General features: G+C 65.2%; 14 protein-coding genes. 4 read left to right on the forward strand and 10 right to left on the reverse strand.

Features of this window, described 5'->3' with window-relative positions; translation table 11 throughout:
* Positions 1 to 25: 25 nt before the first annotated feature.
* The 5 genes from BM397_RS21340 to BM397_RS21360 form a co-directional block, all read right to left on the reverse strand.
* Entirely contained in the window at positions 26 to 856 is an 831-nt protein-coding gene (locus tag BM397_RS21340; protein ID WP_092428293.1) for a universal stress protein, read from the reverse strand.
* Positions 856 to 2,469 (reverse strand): tripartite tricarboxylate transporter permease, encoded by a 1,614-nt coding sequence (locus BM397_RS21345; protein ID WP_245696163.1) that lies wholly within the window; start codon positions 2,467 to 2,469, stop codon positions 856 to 858. Before BM397_RS21345 ends, BM397_RS21340 begins: the two co-directional genes overlap by 1 nt.
* A complete protein-coding gene (locus BM397_RS21350; protein WP_092428297.1) occupies positions 2,469 to 3,035 on the reverse strand; it encodes a hypothetical protein in 567 nt (188 codons plus the stop codon). Before BM397_RS21350 ends, BM397_RS21345 begins: the two co-directional genes overlap by 1 nt.
* Before the next feature lie 80 nt (positions 3,036 to 3,115).
* Positions 3,116 to 4,084, reverse strand: coding sequence for a tripartite tricarboxylate transporter substrate-binding protein (locus BM397_RS21355; RefSeq protein ID WP_092428299.1), 969 nt, complete (start codon positions 4,082 to 4,084; stop codon positions 3,116 to 3,118).
* A gap of 21 nt (positions 4,085 to 4,105) precedes the next feature.
* Entirely contained in the window at positions 4,106 to 5,578 is a 1,473-nt protein-coding gene (locus BM397_RS21360; protein WP_342707629.1) for a sulfatase-like hydrolase/transferase, read from the reverse strand.
* A 77-nt stretch (positions 5,579 to 5,655) separates the two neighbouring features.
* Between BM397_RS21360 and BM397_RS21365 the strand changes: the two genes are divergently transcribed.
* A complete protein-coding gene (locus BM397_RS21365) occupies positions 5,656 to 6,123 on the forward strand; it encodes a MarR family winged helix-turn-helix transcriptional regulator (RefSeq protein ID WP_092428303.1) in 468 nt (155 codons plus the stop codon).
* A 121-nt stretch (positions 6,124 to 6,244) separates the two neighbouring features.
* Here the strand turns inward: BM397_RS21365 and BM397_RS21370 are convergent, their stop codons facing one another.
* A complete protein-coding gene (locus tag BM397_RS21370; protein ID WP_092428305.1) occupies positions 6,245 to 9,685 on the reverse strand; it encodes an indolepyruvate ferredoxin oxidoreductase family protein in 3,441 nt (1,146 codons plus the stop codon).
* 138 nt (positions 9,686 to 9,823) lie between these two features.
* Here BM397_RS21370 and BM397_RS21375 point away from each other — a divergent pair, with 138 nt between their 5' ends.
* From BM397_RS21375 to BM397_RS29385, 3 genes are all read left to right on the forward strand, one after another.
* A complete protein-coding gene (locus tag BM397_RS21375) occupies positions 9,824 to 10,303 on the forward strand; it encodes an Lrp/AsnC family transcriptional regulator (protein ID WP_092428307.1) in 480 nt (159 codons plus the stop codon).
* A gap of 71 nt (positions 10,304 to 10,374) precedes the next feature.
* Positions 10,375 to 12,177: a SulP family inorganic anion transporter gene (locus tag BM397_RS21380; protein ID WP_092428309.1), complete on the forward strand. Its 1,803-nt coding sequence runs from the start codon at positions 10,375 to 10,377 to the stop codon at positions 12,175 to 12,177.
* Positions 12,178 to 12,814: 637 nt separating this feature from the next.
* Complete coding sequence (locus tag BM397_RS29385) at positions 12,815 to 12,991, forward strand: hypothetical protein (RefSeq protein WP_176806769.1); 177 nt, start codon at positions 12,815 to 12,817, stop codon at positions 12,989 to 12,991.
* A 642-nt stretch (positions 12,992 to 13,633) separates the two neighbouring features.
* Here BM397_RS29385 and BM397_RS29055 read toward each other — a convergent pair.
* From BM397_RS29055 to BM397_RS21395, 4 genes are all read right to left on the reverse strand, one after another.
* The gene (locus tag BM397_RS29055) at positions 13,634 to 13,840 is read right to left on the reverse strand and encodes a hypothetical protein (protein ID WP_143015402.1); all 207 of its coding nucleotides are present in this window, start codon (positions 13,838 to 13,840) and stop codon (positions 13,634 to 13,636) included.
* 160 nt (positions 13,841 to 14,000) lie between these two features.
* Positions 14,001 to 15,038: a zinc-dependent alcohol dehydrogenase family protein gene (locus BM397_RS21385; protein ID WP_092428313.1), complete on the reverse strand. Its 1,038-nt coding sequence runs from the start codon at positions 15,036 to 15,038 to the stop codon at positions 14,001 to 14,003.
* A gap of 195 nt (positions 15,039 to 15,233) precedes the next feature.
* Positions 15,234 to 16,256: a dipeptidase gene (locus tag BM397_RS21390; RefSeq protein ID WP_092428393.1), complete on the reverse strand. Its 1,023-nt coding sequence runs from the start codon at positions 16,254 to 16,256 to the stop codon at positions 15,234 to 15,236.
* A gap of 5 nt (positions 16,257 to 16,261) precedes the next feature.
* Positions 16,262 to 17,221 (reverse strand): isoaspartyl peptidase/L-asparaginase family protein, encoded by a 960-nt coding sequence (locus BM397_RS21395; RefSeq protein ID WP_092428315.1) that lies wholly within the window; start codon positions 17,219 to 17,221, stop codon positions 16,262 to 16,264.
* Between the last annotated feature and the right edge of the window lie 9 nt (positions 17,222 to 17,230).

Below are 17,230 nucleotides of genomic sequence, written 5' to 3' on the forward strand. Positions count from 1 at the left end.
GGGTCTTCGGGTCTGTCACTTCTGATCAATGCGCAAGCAGCACCGGCATCTCGGTGTTGCGCAGGATCGTGTTCGTGGTGCCGCCCAGCAGTTCCTCACGGAAGACGCTGTGCTCATATGCGCCCATGACCAGCAGTCCGGCGCCGAGCTCGGAACACTGCGCGAGGATCTCCTGCCCGACATCCTGCCCGTCGCGCGGCGTGACCGTGCGGCTGTCGACCGCGATGCCGTGGCGGGTCAGCGCGGTCTCTACCGTTATGCCCTGCAGAGGCTGCCCGAGAGAGTCGCATCGGACCCTCAGCACTGTCACCAGCGCCTTGGCGCTGAGCATCGGCATGGCCTCGGACAGGGCGCGCGTCACCGCCCTGTGCCCGTCCCAGGCGATCACCGCATGTTCCGGGATGTGCTCTGCCTGCCAGGTCCGCGGGACGACCAGCACCCCGCGACCGGATTTTAGCGCGATCCGGTCCGGGTGCAGCGCCAGCTCGCCACTGTGCAGGGTGTCGTGGCGACCGACCACAGTCAGATCGAACATCCGCGCATAGTCGGCGATCATCGCGTCGGGCTGACCTTGCTGGCTGATCCAATGGCACATCTCGGGCGGGATCCGGTCTGCTACGGCGGCAAGAAAGCTGTCCTTCAGGCGGCCCTCGCCATCCTTGACCTGCGTGGCGATGAGCCGGCGCATGCTTTCGGGAACCCATTCCTGCCCGCGCAGCTTCTCGAACTGGTTGGAGTAGGCGTGCACGCCGGTCACATGGCAGCCCCACCTTTCATGCATCAGCATGGCGCATCGCAGCGCAGAGGCGGAACTCTCGGTGTCGTTGAACGCGACGAGGATGTTCTTGTAGCTCATCAGGCGGACCTTTCCACGTCTTCCCGAACCTCTTCGGAGGCCTGCGCCCCCTTGCGGCGGGTCAGCACCACGACCACCAGCACCGCGGCCACGAGAAAGCCGATCGACAGCGGGCTGCTGAACAGGAAGAAAGGATCGCCGCCGGAAACCGAGAAGGCCTGCCGGATCGCCGACTCGAAGTTCCCGGCGAGGATCATCGAGATCACGAAGGGCAGCGTCGGAATGAGTAGCTTGCGCATCACATAGCCCAGCACCGCCAGCGCGAAGGCAAAGTAGAAGGCGTCGAAGCTGGTTTCCTGCACGTAGATCGCGGTCAGTGTCAGCAAGAGCACCATCGGCAGCAGCACGTGCTTGGGCACCTTCGCCATGATGCCGCAGGCGCGCATCAGGTGGCCGCCGACGATCCAGTTCAGGATGTTGGCGAACATCATCGCGGTGAAGAGGCCAAAGGCGATGACGGCCTGCTGGTTGACCTCTCCCTCGCTGAAACGGAACACCGCGGGGCCGGGGGTGAAACCGCCAATCGACTCCGCCGCGAGGATGAGGAACACCGCCCCGACGTTGCCCGGGATGCCCAGCGACAGCACGGGAATGAGGTTGGCGCCGGAGACCGAGCTATTCGCCGCCTCGGTCGCGGCCAGCCCCTCGGGCGCGCCCTGTCCGAACGGCACCTTGCCCTTGTGCATCTTGTGCCCGGTGACGTAGCCGAGCGTAGCGGCAAGGGTCGAGCCGATCCCCGGCAGCGCGCCGACAATGGTGCCGATCACGGCCGAGACGCTGATGTAGGGCATCAGCCGCCAGCGGTCGCGCAGGGTGAAGCTGTTGTCGCCGCCTTGCACCGGTTCGGGCGCGATCTCGGAGGTGCTGCGGCGCCGGCGGAAGAGCTCCTCGAGCGAGACCAGCACTTCGCCAAGGATCAGCACGCCGAGCAGCGCGGTGGTCAGCGGCACACCGTCGCGCAGAAAGCCCGTGTCGAGGGTCAGCCGGGGATAGCTGTCCTGCCCGGTGGCGATCGAGGCCACGAAGAGCCCGAGCGCCGCCGAGAAGAGCCCCTTGAGCGGGCTGTCCCCGACGACCGCCGCGACGAAGCTGAGCGACAGGATGATGAGCGCCGCCTTCTCCGGGAAGCCAAGGTAGGACTCCACCAGGATGGCAAGGAAGGGCGCGCAGGTGAAGAGCACGAGGTCGGAGAAGGTATCCCCGGTCACTGAGGAGAAATGCGCGACGCGCAGCGCCTTCTTGGCCTGCCCCTTCTTCGCCATCGGGTAGCCATCCAGCGTGGTCAGCATGGCGTCCGGCGTCCCCGGCGTGTTGAACAGGATCGCCGGCACGGCGCCGCCCACGGTAGACCCTTTCATGACGCCGACCAGGAAGCCCATGACCGGCAACAGCGCGTCGGGCGTGAAGCCGAAGACCGAGAGCAGGATCGGCAGCGACACCGCCATGATGAAGGGTCCTGCCAGCCCCGGGGTCGCGCCTCCGACGATGCCGACGAAGAAACCGAAGGCCACCATGATCACGGCGATGGGGATCGCCACCCCGAGCAGCGAGAAGGCTTCCGGTCCCTGGAAGAACGCGAGCACACCTGCCCAGACATAGTCGAGAGGCTGCATCACCAATCTCCGTTGGGTGGCAGCATGAGCGTGTCGAAGGGAACGCCAAAAAGCAGGATCAGCAAGACGGTAAAGATCACCGAGACGATCAGCCTGCGCAGCGTGAAGCGGCCCTCGACGATCGCGATGATCCCCCAGAGCATCACGGTGCCCCCGACAAGGAAGCCGATGTATTTCCAGGGTGCTTCACCCCGCACGGTGCGGTACGTGCCCGAGCCGTCCCCGAAGAGCGCCCAGACTGCCGGGCCAGACCAGAACATCAGGACCAGCGAGGCTGCAAGCACCGCGCCGAGCATCGCGAAGAAGGCCAGCGTACCGCCATCCATCGGCGGGTTCGCCGACTGGTACCGCGCGCGGCGCCACGTCACGAAGAGCTGCAGCGCACCGAAGAGCGCCATGCCGCAGGCCGCGAGCATCGGCAGGAACGCGTCTCCCAGCAGGGTCTGACGCCGGAAGGTGTAGATGGCAGGGGTCTGGGTGTCCGCTGGGATCCAGATCAGCGCCGACACGAGCCCGAAGAGCATCATGCCTAAGGCGATCCAGAGCTCAACCTTGCGTTCGAGCATGGCGTTCTACCTGAAGTCTGAGAAGATTTACCCGCCGCGACCCTCAGGTCGCGGCGGGACGAGGATGCGGGGGGAGGAGGTTACTGTCCCGCGTCCTCGATCAGCGCCGCCGCTTCGGCGTAGCGCGCATCGATGTCGGCGCGCAAAGCATCACCCTGCACGAGATCCGGTCCCGAAAAACCCTTGACCGTGAGCTGCGCCAGCTGGCTCTCGGGGTCGTTGAGGAGCTCGGAAATCGCGGTCATGTAGGTGGTCTTGACGTCTTCGGGCAACCCCGCGGGCGCGATCACCATGAACTTGACGCCGAAGGTGTAGGGCACGTCGTACTCGGTCAGCAGAGGCGCATCCGGCGAGACCTGGAGCGCGGCCTCTTCGCCCGACGCGATGTTCACCACGTCGCCCGAGAGCACAGAGCTCGCCTGCGCGCCACCGACCCAGGCGATATCGACGTCATCCGCCATCACCGCGTTGAGGCCGCCACGCCCACCCTCGGCATTCACCGAAGTGAACTCGACGCCATTGCGCTTGCCGATGACATAGGTCCCGTCCGAGAACTTCTGGGTGATCGAGGCGAAGGTGATGTCCTCGCCCGATTTTGCCGCTTCGATGACATCGCCCAGCGTGGACCAGCCGCGATCGGCCCGCGCCACGATGCCAACCTGCGAGCCGGTCAGGCTCGAAAGGTAGTCGAAATCGTCGAGTTCGAAGGTCGGGGTCATCGCAACCTGCGGGTCGTAGGTCAGCGATTGTGACACGGTCACACCGATCGCCAGACCGTCCGCGGGCTCATCCTTGAGTGCCTCGTTCATCGCCGCCCCGCCACGGCCCGGCACATTCTCGGGCACCACGTTCCAGCCGAAGCGGCTGTTCAGACCTTCAGCGAGCATGCGCGCCAGCGAGTCGGCCCCGCCACCGGCGTTGAACCCGATCATCATCGTGACCTGACCACTGGGCTCCCAAGGCAGATCATTGTCTGCGGCAAGGCTCAATTGCGGTGTACAAGTCAGCACGAAAGCCGCGACAGTGGCGCCAATCTTGAATTTAGCCATGGTCTCCTCCCAATTGGCAGTTCACTTACTTTCTCGGGCTGGCACCGGCGAGGCGCCTTTCGGCCCGATGTCCAGCGCCGCGTCGACCCCACCGAAGCGCGCAACGAGAGCATTCTGGTCGGCCTTCGCCGCGCGATCCGTTTCCTCCGGATCGCAGATCTTCCGCAATCCCCGGCGCATCTGCGCAAGAACCTCGGCGTGCCCCGGATCGTCGGCAAGGTTGCGGGTCTCGCCCGGGTCCGCGTCGAGATCGAACAACTCGGGCGGATAGCCGACATATTCGTGGTATTTCCACCGCGCGTTCGCCAGCATGAAGCCAGCAGAAGGCGAGGCGACGGCGTGATACTCGGAGAAGACGCAACGCTCGGGATCTTCGCCCTTGGCAATGAGATCGAGAAGCGAGGTACCCACCCAGGCCCGTTCCGGCTCGACCCCCATTGCCTGAGCAATGGTGGGCACCGCGTCCAGAAGACTGACCGGCGTTTTCGAAACATGGCCCTCGGGCACTCCGGGTCCGGCAAGGATCATCGGGATCCGCGTTGACTCGCCATAGAGCGTGCTCTTGCCCCAACGCCCACGCTCGCCCAGCATTTCGCCATGATCCGATGTAAAGATGACCATCGTGTTTCCGGTCTGCCCGCTTTTTTCAAGCGCAGAGAGAAGCTTGCCGATCAACTCGTCAACGAAGGTGCACAGCGCATAGTAGCAGGCAATCGCCAGGCGGCGCTCCGCGTCATCTCTGAGGACCTGATCGGGGTCGTGGTAGGCGCTCATGCGCGCGAGCCAGGGATGGAGCGTGCAGCTCTCGCCCGGCCTCAGGCTCGGCAGCGGCATATCTGCTGCAGGGTAGAGATCAAGATACCGCTGCGGCACGATCAGCGGAAAATGCGGTGCCACGAAACTGGCGAACATCATCCATGGCGTCTTGGGATCGGCCCCGGAAATCCGGGCAGCGCAGCGCTCGGCGACCTCTTCGTCGTAGGAATTGTACTTCGATTGCCCGGGGCCGATGCCGCCGAGCATGTTGGGAGAGCGCGGCTCCTCCGGGAGCGGGTCACGTACCGAGCCCCAGACCTGCCCGACGCCATCAAGGATGTGCAAAGGCGCGATCTGCGCGGCGAAGCCCGTGTCATCCTCGGCATTGCGGTAGTGCAACTTGCCGACGCTGACCGGTGCGACACCGGCACTCTGCAGGCTGTGCCCCCAGGAGCGCGGCAGGCCATCATAGGCCAGCGCGTTGTCCCAGAACCCGATATCGTGGACGTACTGGCCGGTGGCGAAGGCTGCGCGCGCCGGAACACAGATCGGGCTGGGCGTGTAGGCGTTCGAGAAACGCACTCCCCGTTCTGCAAGACGGTCCAAATTCGGCGTCTTTACAAGCGGATGACCGGCGCAGGAAAGCGCTGCCGCCTGCTGCTCGTCCGTCATGATGACGAGGACGTTCGTGTGCTCTGACAACGCCCGATCTCCTCCCCGAAGATACTGCCTAGCCAACTTCCTAAGCCTTATCCTATTATACATGATAGATCTACATAAATGATGACATATCCGCATTGTGATGGGAGACCGATGTGCAGACGAAGAAGCAAGAGCTCGAAGGAAAGCTGCAGAAAATCCGAGAGCTAGAGCAGCGCCTGACGTTCCGTCTGCATATTCTGAGCAAGCAGATCGACCAGCAGGCTGCCGAGATGTTGCGCGATACGCCGATCAACCTGTCGGCCTACCGGTTCATGACCACCCTAGAGAGCCTCGGCGAGAGCTCGATTGCCGACATGGCCCGATTCATCGCCATGGATCGCGCCCTTGCCAGCCGCACCGCGGTCGAGCTCGAGCGCAAGAGATATGTCGAGTTCCGCAAGGACCCCTCGAACCGCCGCAAGAAGCTCGTCGCCCTGACGAAGGACGGAGAGGAATTCCTGTCCCACATCATGCCGCGCTTCGAGGCGCGGCGCACCAAGCTGCGGGCCCACCTCGGCGAGGACATGTTCGCCTCGCTGCACGACTGCCTCGACAGGCTGGAAGACGCGATCAAGGACTGACCGCCGGGCCCGAACGAAATGCCGAGCCGGCGTTGATGGATTTCTCCCGCAAAAAAGGGCGCCCACCGAACGGTGGGCGCCCTCTTCTTCGACCAATGCATGGGAGGGGTGGCAAACCGTCCTAGAACTCGGACGCCTCCAGCGCCGCCTTGGTTTCGGCGCGGACCTTCTCGGCGGCCTGCTCCTTCACCGGCCCGTAGCCCCGGACACCCATCACCAGCCCGGCGATGCGCGCCGCTTCCTCGCGGTTTCCGGCGGTCAGACCCGCCGCGAGCCGGTCAAGGAGCGCCCGGTAGTCGGCGATCATCTCCCGCTCCATCTTGCGCTCGGCGGTGTGGCCGAAGGGATCGAGCGGCGTGCCCCGCAGCGCTTTCAGTTTCGCCAGCGTCTTGAGTCCGCCCTGCATCCAGCTTCCGAACTCGCGCTTGTAGGGGCGGCCGCGCGCATCCAGCTTCGCCGGGAAGAACGGCGGTGCCATGTGATGCTTGACGGTGAAGTCGCCCTCGAACCGCGCGCCGAGGGTCTCGTAGAAGCCAGTCTGGGTGTGCAGCCGCGCGACCTCGTACTCATCCTTGTAGGACATGACCTTGAAGAGACCTTTCACGGCGGCTTCGGTCAATGCGCCCGGCGCACCTGTGGCCGCCGTTTCCGCCAAGCGGATCTTCTCGACCGCATCCGAGTAGCGCTTGGCCCAGCCCTTGTTCTGGTAGTCGGTCAGGAATGCCGCCCGGCGGCTGATCTGCTCGTCGAGCGTCTGCACCTCGGTCACCGGCATGGCCGCGATACGCTCGACCGCGGCGCGGTCGTTCACCACCACGCGGCCCCAGGTGAAGGCCGCCTTGTTGAGCTCGGGCTTCACGCCGTTGAGCTCGATCGCGCGCATGAGGCTGTCTTCGCCGAGCGGCACGAGGCCCGCCTGCCAGGCCGCACCGAGGATCATCACGTTGGCGTAGACGCTGTCGCCGAGCAGCGCCTCGGAGAGCAGGTTGGCATCCAGCGTCTGCAGGCTCGCCGCATCGACGGTGCCGCGGATTGCCTCGAGGCGGGCACCCGCGTTGAGGTCGGCATCCCGGTTCTGCACCAGATCGCCGGTGGGCATCACCGCGGTGTTCATCACGGCGCGAGTCTCGCCCTTGCGATAGGTCATCGAGGCCTTGGGCGAGGAACTGACCACCAGATCACAGCCGATCAGCGCATGCGCAGAACTCGGCTCGATCTTCACCTGATTCACCTCGGCCTCGGTCCGGGCCATGCGGATGTAGCTGAGCACCGGGCCGAACTTCTGCGCAAAGCCCATGAAATCGAGCACGGACGCGCCCTTCTGCTCGAGGTTCGCGGCCATGACGATGAGCTGACCCACGGTGACCACACCCGTGCCACCGACGCCAGTCACGAGGATATCCCAGGGTGCCGAGAGGTCCGGCCGCTGCGGCAGCGGCAGCTTCGCGGCAAGTTTCTCGAGCTGCCTCGGGTCGGCCCCTGCCCCGGCCTTCTTCAGGGTCGCGCCCTCCACCGTGACGAAACTCGGACAGAAGCCATTCACGCAGGTGAAGTCCTTGTTGCAGTTGTTGAGGTTGATCTTCCGCTTGCGCCCGAACTCGGTCTCCACCGGCTCGACGCTGAGGCAGTTCGATTCAACCGAGCAATCGCCGCAGCCCTCGCAGACCAGCGGGTTGATGACCGCGAATTTCTTCGGGTCTTCCATCTTGCCGCGCTTGCGCAGGCGGCGTTTCTCGGTGGCGCAGGTCTGCTGGTAAATAAGCACGGTCGTGCCGGGGACCTCGCGCAACTCGCGCTGCACGCGGTCGAGCTCCCGGCGATGCTCGATCTCGACGCCAGCCGGGAAGTCCGACTTCCGGAACGCTTCCGGCTTGTCCGAGACGATCACCACCTTCTTCGCGCCTTCGGCAGCCACTGACTGGGCGATCGCGGGCACGGAAATCGGCCCGTCCACGTCCTGCCCGCCGGTCATCGCGACCGCGTCGTTGAACAGGATCTTGTAGGTGATGTTGGTGCCGGCGGCGATCGCCTGACGCAGCGCGAGCGAGCCCGAGTGGTAATAGGTCCCGTCCCCGAGGTTCTGGAAGATGTGCTTGTTGCCGTTGTACTTCGAGCGCGACACCCAATTCACGCCCTCGCCGCCCATCTGGATCAGCGAGGTGGTGTTGCGGTTCATCCAGCTGGCCATGAAGTGACAGCCGATGCCCGCCAGGGCCTGGCTGCCCTCGGGAACCTTGGTCGAGCTGTTGTGCGGGCAGCCCGAGCAGAAGTAGGGCGTGCGGGTTGCGCCCGGCACGTTGATCGGCGCGGCGGCGGGCACGACGGATGCGGCCTTGGCCACCAAATCCAGCTCCGGGAAGTTGCGCTCGAGCCGGCCAGCGATGTGCTTTGCCAGCATCACCGCGCCGAGCTCCTGCGTCCAGGGGATCAGCCGGTCGCCGTTCTCGTCGCGCTTGCCGACCATGCGCTCGGGTTTGCGGCCCGGATAGTCGTAGAAGTATTCCTTCAGCTGGCTCTCGATGATGCCGCGCTTCTCCTCGACGACCAGCAGCTCCTGCTTGCCCTGCGCGAAGTGCAGCGCGCCATCGTGCTCGAGCGGCCAGACCATGCCGACCTTGTAGAGGTCGATTCCGATCTCGGCGGCACGGGCCTTGTCGATGCCCAGCAGGCGCAGCGCCTCGAGCACGTCGAGATGCGACTTGCCGGTGGTCACGATGCCGAAGCGGGCATTTGCGTGCCCCCACTCGGTGCGATCGATGGGATTGGCGCGGGCAAAAGCCAGCACTGCCGCCTTCTTGTGTTCGAGCCGCGCCTCGATCTGCGGCCCGGGCAGGTCCGGCCAGCGGTAGTGCAGGCCATCTTCCGGCGCCTCGAACTCGGGCGTGACGAAAACGCGGTCCTTCGGCAGCTCGAAGGACATGCCCGACTCGACCGTCTCGGAGATCGCCTTGAAGCCGACCCACATGCCGGAGAAGCGCGACAGCGCGTAGCCCCATTCGGCAAAGGTCAGGAATTCCGAGACGTTGGCCGGGTTGATGGTCGGCATGAAGAAGCTCATGAACGCCACGTCCGACTGGTGCGACATCGACGAGGAGACGCAGCCGTGGTCGTCGCCCGCCACCACCAGAACGCCGCCATGCGGCGACGAGCCGTAGGCGTTGCCGTGCTTGAGCGCGTCCCCGGCCCGGTCGACACCCGGCCCCTTGCCGTACCAGAGCCCGAAGACGCCATCGACGGTGCGCTCCGGGTCGGTCTCGACCTGCTGGGTGCCGATGATCTGCGTGGCGCCAAGCTCTTCGTTCACGGCGGGCACGAAGTCGACCCCGGCCTCGGCCACCAGCTTGCGGTTCTTCGAGACCTCGAGATCGATCCCGCCCACCGGCGAGCCACGGTATCCGGAAATGAAGCCGCGCGTGTTGAGGCCGTTCTTGCGGTCGCGGCGGGCCTGATCGAGCGCAATGCGCACGATCGCCTGGGTGCCGGTCAGAAAGACCCGTCCCTCGGTGCGCGTGTAGCGGTCGAGCAGTTCGTAGTCGCGAAGAATGGGTGTCTGGTCAGTCATAGTCTCCCCCCAGAGCTACATACTAGAATGTAGACATGTCATCATTCATGAATGATACATGTTCGACCTGAATTTTGATTCCCAATCCATCCAGAATTGCCGGATAATTGACCTGACAAATTCACTTGGAGCGAAATCGTGAAACAGGCATTCAAGATCGGCCCTCTAGAAGCGAAGATTGCGTCTGAGCTGCAAAAGGACGCCTCGATCAGCGTCGGCGAGCTCGCCGAGCGCACCAACAGCTCGACCGCCACCTGCTGGCGCCGCATCCGCGCGATGGAGGAGGCCGGCGTGCTGAGCCCCCCTGTCCGCCTCGTCGATCCGGCGAAAGTCGGTCGGGGCATGGACGCCTTTTGCCAGGTGCGGATGAAATCACAGGACGCAAGAGCACGGGCTCTTTTCCAGAAAGCCATGGAGGCTGAGCCCGCAATCATAGAGGTGTACTCGATCTCGGGCGACTGGGACTACCTGCTGCATCTCGTGGTTCACGACATCGCCGATCTCGAACAAGTGCTGATGGGACGGGTGCACGAACTCGACTGCGTTGCCAGCGCATCCACGCTTTTCGTTCTGCGCCGGGTCAAGCACACGACGGTCATCCCCGTCGAACATGGATGAAGACTTATCCGCATTATTGTTGATCGGGTCCCGGTTTTGGTGCATTGCCGCGCCAAGCCGTGGAGGAGAGCATGTTTGATCGCGTTCCAGGCAGGCGCCTCGCGCAACTGTCACCGCTTCGCCCCTGGTTCAGGACCGTCGGCCGGCAAACGCTCGGGCGCGATGTCGTCGCCGGGCTGACAAACGCGGCCTTTGCGCTGCCGCAGGGTGTCGCTTTCGCCATCATCGCGGGCCTGCCACCGGAATTCGGTCTCTTCTCCGGCATCATCATCACCGCGATTGCCGCCTTCTACGGCTCGTCAGGCCTCATGGTGTCGGGGCCGACAACGGCGATGTCGGCCCTTCTCTTTGCGACGCTGTCGGAAATGGCGATGCCCGGGACAGAGCATTACATCGCCCTGGCGATCACCTTGACGCTCATCGTCGGCATCCTGCAGTTGCTCGCAGGGCTGACTGGGCTCGGCGCATTGATCGCCTTCGTGTCGCATTCGGTGATCGTCGGCTTCACGGCGGCCGCCGCAATCATCATCGCGATCTCGCAGCTCCCCGGTGCGCTGGGACTAAGCGGCGTGCCGCAGGGCGACACACCGAGCCAGCTGCTGCACGTGATCGAAATGATCGGCGAGGTCCACTGGCCCTCGCTGCTGGTGGCCGCGGTAACCCTTGGCCTCCTCATGGGACTTCTGCACATCAGCAAAAAGATCCCGGCCTACATCCTCGCTCTTGGCGCAGGCTCCGGTTTGGCGCTGCTGCTGGGGGCGGAAACGGCCGGCATCGCGATGTTCAAGCCGCTCACGTCGGTCGTCCCCGGGCTTACCCTGCCCAGCGTCTCGCCGGGGATTTGGAGCGACCTGCTGCCGGGCGCATCTGCCCTGTCGTTTGTCGGCCTGCTCGGCGCCATCTCGATCGGGCGATCCTTTGCCTATCGCCGGGGCGAGCGCTACGACGCCAATCAGGAAATCGTCGGACAGGGGCTGTCCAACGTCGTGGGCAGCTTCCTGCAATGCTACACAGGATCGGGCTCCTTCACCCGTTCCGGTCTCAACATCGAAAGCGGTGCCGCAACGGCGATGTCATCGATCTTTGCCGCCGGCTTCCTGTTTGCCGGCCTGCTGATCCTTGCACCCCTCGCGCAGTACATCCCGATCCCCGCGATGTCGGCGGTGGTGCTCTTTGTGGCATGGAAGCTGATCGACAAGCCGATGATCCGGCACATCTTCGACAGCGAGCGCAGCGAGATCTTCATCCTCGCCGCCAGCTTTCTTTCGGGCCTTCTCGTCGGCCTCGACTTCTCGATCTACGTCGGCGTGGTGATTTCACTGGCGGTCTTCCTCAGGCACAGCGCGCACCCGGTGGTCGCAAGCGGAGCCCCGACCATGCGCAACGGGCGCAAGGTCTTCGTGAACACCGAGCTCCATGCCGTGCCCGAATGCCCGCAGATCCGCACCGTCCGGATTGGCGGCCCGCTCTTCTTCGGTGCGATCGAAGCGGTGGAGGACGAGCTTTCGCGGATCATGGCGCGCGCGCCTGCAGCGACTGATGTTCTGCTCAGCCTGAAGGGGGTCGGCAAGATTGACCTCTCGGGCGCCGATTTCCTGATCAAGCTGGCCCGCAAGATCGAAGGCTCCGGCCACAAGCTGCACCTCATCGTCGCCAACCCGGCGATGTTGCACGATCTCGCGCGTCTTCAGGTCACGCAGATCGTCGGCGCGGACTATATGCACACCCACAAGACCGATGCCGTCGCCGCGGCCGTCCATGAGGCAGATGAAGACATCTGCGCCCGTTGCAGCGCCCGGATCTTTCACGAGTGTCAGCTCAAGAAGGGTGCCGACACAATGCATGTCACCGGGCCGGAAAGCAGCCCCATCTAGGCGCCGCGCCGGGTGCGGCCCCCGCGCAAGCGCCTTTCAGGTCTCGAGACTGTCGGCGGCGATGCGGAGGCCACCATTGGGCACCGAGTTTTCAGGGCCGCTCGGAATGCGGGAATGCGCTTGGTAGCGGCCGCAAAAGCTCACATCGCAAAGGAATGAACCACCCCTCTGGCCCTAGTGGCTGCCTGGCGCTGGCCCCTCCGGATCCCGCGCCGGGCGATGGCGCGACGGCTTGACCATGCCGCCCATGGCGACCTGATGCAGAAGATCTCCGACCCCAAGCCCAATCCGCCGGGCCGACCGCTGATGTGCCAAGGGGTGTCGGATCGCTTTGTCGCCGCCCCGCAGAACGTGTCTCTGCCCTCCGAGGAGGACGGCATCGACATCGAGAGCGAATTCGGCGTGATCTGCGACCACGCGCCGATGGGCCGCACCTCGGCCGACGCCGCCGCGCGCATCCGCTTCGTGGCGCAGATCCACACCTGGTCACGGCGCGCCAGCGCCCGTCGAGATGAAGGCCGGGTTCGCCCGCATCGGCGCCTGGTACCATCGCTCTGGTCAACACCCGCGCCGGCGCGTTCTAGGGCCGACCCGGCTAGGCCGCCGCGAGGCGACGCCCTGACTTGCGGAACGCAACATGAAGGTCTGCCGCACCGACTTCTGGAGCAGGGACGCGCCGCTTCAGGCGGTGGCGGAAAAGGCCAAGGCGATCGGGCAATGGGATCTGTTCTGGGGAGGCCGCAAGGCCGGGGACGAAACCGTCCATTGCCACATGGAGAGGCTCGCCAACCTCGATCAAAGGAAACCTGGCTGAGGCTCGTGGTGATGACCGCGCTGGTGCGCTCGTAGAGCGTGCTCAGCAGGTGGAAGATCAAGGGCCCCCTACGCGCTGAACGGCAGCTTTCCGAGCTCGTCTATTGCCCGGCAGGTGATTGCGCCGCAATCTGCCGGGAGGGCAGGATCACCAGATCGAGGCGGATGAGGGTCTCCGCGATGTGTCCGTCTGTTCACTTGGCCTCCTCCTGCTCGAGAGCATTGAAGAGTTAGATGGTCGAGAAGCCGCGCACCCTCCGGCGACGATGCGCGATGGCATGGATGCCGAGCGCGGTCGAGATGTGGGTCTGCTGGGTTCCGGGCCGCCCCTCTCGGGACATTGCTGCACAAGAGCCTGCCGCACGCGTGTCTCGCAGATCACCCTGCTCCTCATCCCGACAGCAGCCTGATCCGTGCGCTGGGACTTGTAGTGTTAGCTGGACGTAGCGACACGAATGGCCCCACGAACCCTCCGTATCAACACACCCCAGGCAACGCGCATCCCGGTGACGAGGTTGCGAAAACGGCCAAGCTGCAGGGCTTTCGCCGGATCACGTCCTGCAACATTTCGTGGTCAAACGTCAGGTCCGCGGCGATCTTTAGCCGGCTGTTCGCATCCTCCAGCGCCTTCGCCCGGCGCGTCTCATCCAGCAGCAGGCGCCGCACCTTTCTGCAAGGTGAAGTTTGCCGCCTCGCTAGTCCCGGTTTTCCGCCAAGTCTTCGCGACCGGCGTGCCTTGCTCGGCCTGCTTCAGGATGAACGCCTTCTGCGCCGCCGTGAACCTCGATGCCTTCATGAGTTCCCGCGCCTTTCCCAGCCAGGAAAGACCAGCTGAAAACTCCAGCTTCAAACGGTCCAGTTCTCAGGGGCAGAGCACGCAGCCCGGCCGAAAAGCGCGCTCGGATAGCCGCCATCGACACCGGGGCCCTTCCCTGCGGTGTCGACGGCCAACCTTGCACTGGCTTTTGGCCTGGGCCGCTCGCTGGCACGCGCTCACCAAAATCGCCGTTTCAGAACCGCGTGATGACCGTCGCCCCGACGGATCGGAACTTGTCCATGTTCATCAGCGCCTCGGGCGCGTCGGCAAGGCTGATCCGGTCTCCCACAAGTCGCGCCGGGTCCAGCTTGCCGCTGGCGACCATGTCGAGCATCGCGCCATAGCGATGCGCTTGCATCCCGTGGGACCCGAGCAGCTCGATCTCCTGGCCGACGATCTTGGGCATTGGCACCGCGGGAGCGGCGTGCTCGCCGAGCATCAGCCCAACCTGAATGTGTTTGCCGCGCGGGCGCAGGCAGAGGATCGAATTGGTCATGGTCACCGGATGGCCAAGCGCATCGAGCGAGACATGCGCGCCGCCGCGCGTGATCTCGCGGATCGCCTCGGGCACATCCGCCTCGCCACCGTTGATGACGGCGACTGCGCCAAGTTCCCTGGCCAGCGCCAACTTGGCCGGATCGAGATCGACACCAATGACGTTTGCGCCCGCAGCCGCTGCGATCATCACCGCTGACAGGCCGACACCGCCGCAACCATGCACGGCCACCCATTGCCCGGCGCTGACCTTGCCCTGGTCGATCACCGCGCGGAAGGAGGTGGCGAAGCGGCACCCGAGGCTCGCCGCAGTGGCGAAATCCATGCTTTCGGGCAGCGCCACGAGGTTCAGGTCAGCCTGGTGAATGCCGACATATTCGGCGAAGGATCCCCAGTGGGTGAAGCCCGGCTGCTCCTGATGCAGGCACACTTGCTGCTGCCCTGCATGGCACTCCGAGCAACTGCCGCAGCCGCAGATGAACGGCACGGTCACCTTGTCGCCCACCTTCCAGTTGACGACGTCCTTGCCCACGGCCTCGACTACACCCGCCAGTTCGTGCCCCGGAACATGCGGCAGCTCGATGTCGCTGTCGTGGCCCATCCAGCCATGCCAGTCGCTGCGGCAGACCCCGGTGGCCCTGACCCGGAGCACGACGCCATGCGCCTCCGGCGAAGGGTCTTCCACGGTGACCAGCTTCGGGGCTTCCTGGAATTTCTCGAACAAAACGGCTTTCATCGCAGGGTCTTTCGGCTGTTCACGTTCATTTTTCGGGAGCACGTCGGCATCGGGGAAACCCTGCCTGCCGATCTTCCTCCCGCTCGGATGTCTTGCAGCAGATCCGCCGCGACGACCAGTGCTCGCGGGATACCCGCCACCTCTCCGGCGGCGGACACTCGATTGTCTCCGGGGCGCGATTGCAACGACCGGAGATCACTGCCCCCAGGTGCGCTCCAGCGTCGCGATCCAGTTGCGGTGGGCGATTTTCGCGAGGTCTTCCTCGCCGTAACCGGCCGCGCGCAGGGCCTCCAGAAGGCGCTGCACGCCAGCCACATCCCCCATCTGACGCGACATGAAGGTGCCGTCGAAATCCGAGCCGAGCGCAACGTGGTCGATACCGACGCGCTCGACGAGGTAGTCGATGTGGCGGACCATGACGTCAAAGCCCATCTCGGGATCGCGGATCCCCTCGGGGTGGAGGAAGCGCACGCCGAAGTTCAGCCCGATCAGGCCGCCGGTCTCTCGGATCGCATCCAGTTGCTTGTCCGTGGCATTGCGGCTGTGCGGGCAGATCGCGAAGGCGTTCGAATGCGAGGCCACAAGCGGCGCATCCGAGATCCGCGCGACATCCCAGAAGCCGGCGTCGTTGAGGTGCGACAGATCTACGAGGATCCCCAGCTCGTTGCAGAGCCGGACCAGATCCTGCCCGGCCGCGGTCAGCCCGCCACCGATGTCGGGCTCACGCCCCATGACGAAAGGCACGCCATGGGCGAAGATGTTCGGGCGGCTCCAGACCGGACCCATCGTGCGCAAGCCGGCGGCATGCAGCACGTGCAGCAGGTCGAGGTCTTCGGTCGCGGCCTCGATGCCCTCTATGTGGAACACGGCGGCAAAGCTGCCCTCTGCCATGGCCGCGCGGATATCGGCGGCACTGCGGCAGAGCGTGACCGCCCCGTCAGACTGGCGCACGATGCGATGAAGCAGCGCGGCTTGCGCAATCGTCTGCTTAAGGGCAGAGGCCTGCGGCACGCGCGGCAGGTCGCCGTTCTCGTCCAGCGTCTGATCGTCGGTGCTCACCCAGACCGCGCAGAGCCCGCCAGCGAACTTCGAGGCCTGCGCCCGTGGCAGGTCGATCTGCATGCCCGGCGCGCCGGTCAGGAAGCGGGTCTCGGCGCCGTCACGAGCGCTCAGCAGTTTCGAGAGCACATCGTTGTGGCCGTCGAAGACGGGGATCATCTCGCTCACAGCTGCACCTCGTGGATGTCCTCGTGGGTCGCGACGAAGGCCCGGCCTTCGGGGGTGACCCAGCCGCGGAACATGCCTGCGGTGTTGAAGGGCGCGCTGACCTGACCCGAGGCGTCCAGCGCCACCAGCCCCGCACCGACGATCCCGGTGGTCTGCGACGAGGCCGAGAGATCCACGTGCACCACATGCTCGGCCGCCGTACGGACGTCTTCCTTCAGATAGGCAATCCGCGCCGCGATCTCGTGCCCGACCACGTGCCGGATGAAGAACTCGCCCTTGCCGGTGCCCGACACGGCGCAGACCCCGTCGCGCGCGTAGGTGCCGGCACCGATCACCGGGCTGTCGCCGACGCGGCCGGCGGGCTTGTTGGTGTAGCCCCCGGTCGAGGTGGCCGCCGCGAGGTGCCCAGCCCCATCGAGCGCCACCGCGCCGACGGTTCCGTGCTTCTCGTTCTCGGTCGCCTCGGTTCCGGCAGCCGCATGCGCCTTCATCGCCGCGAGGGCCTCGACGCGTTTCTGCGTGGTGAAATAGTCCTGCGGCATGACCTCGAGGCCCGCCCCGGCAGCGAAGTCATCCGCCGCGCCGCCGGTCAGGAACACCGCGCGGCCATCGTCCATCAGCGCACGGGCCGCGCGCACCGGATTGCGGATGCCGCGCGCCGCGCTGACTGCGCCCGCCTCGAGCGTGGCACCGTCCATGATCGAGGCATCAAGTTCGTGGAAGCCGTCCTCGTTCAGCGCGGCACCGTGCCCGGCGTTGAAATGCGGACTGTCTTCCATGACGACGACGGCGGCCTCCACTGCGGCGACGGCAGAGCCGCCTTCCGTCAGTTCCGCCCAGCCCGCGGCGAGCGCGCGCGCCAGGTCCTGCCGAGCCTCGGCCCAGTCTTCCGCGCTCATGCTGTCGAGGGGCAGCACGCCGCAGCCCCCGTGAATGGCCAGTGCAATCGTCGTCATAGTCGTCTT

Origin of the sequence: Alloyangia pacifica, assembly GCF_900116195.1 — a bacterium.
GTDB classification, from domain to species: Bacteria; Pseudomonadota; Alphaproteobacteria; order Rhodobacterales; family Rhodobacteraceae; genus Salipiger; species Salipiger pacificus.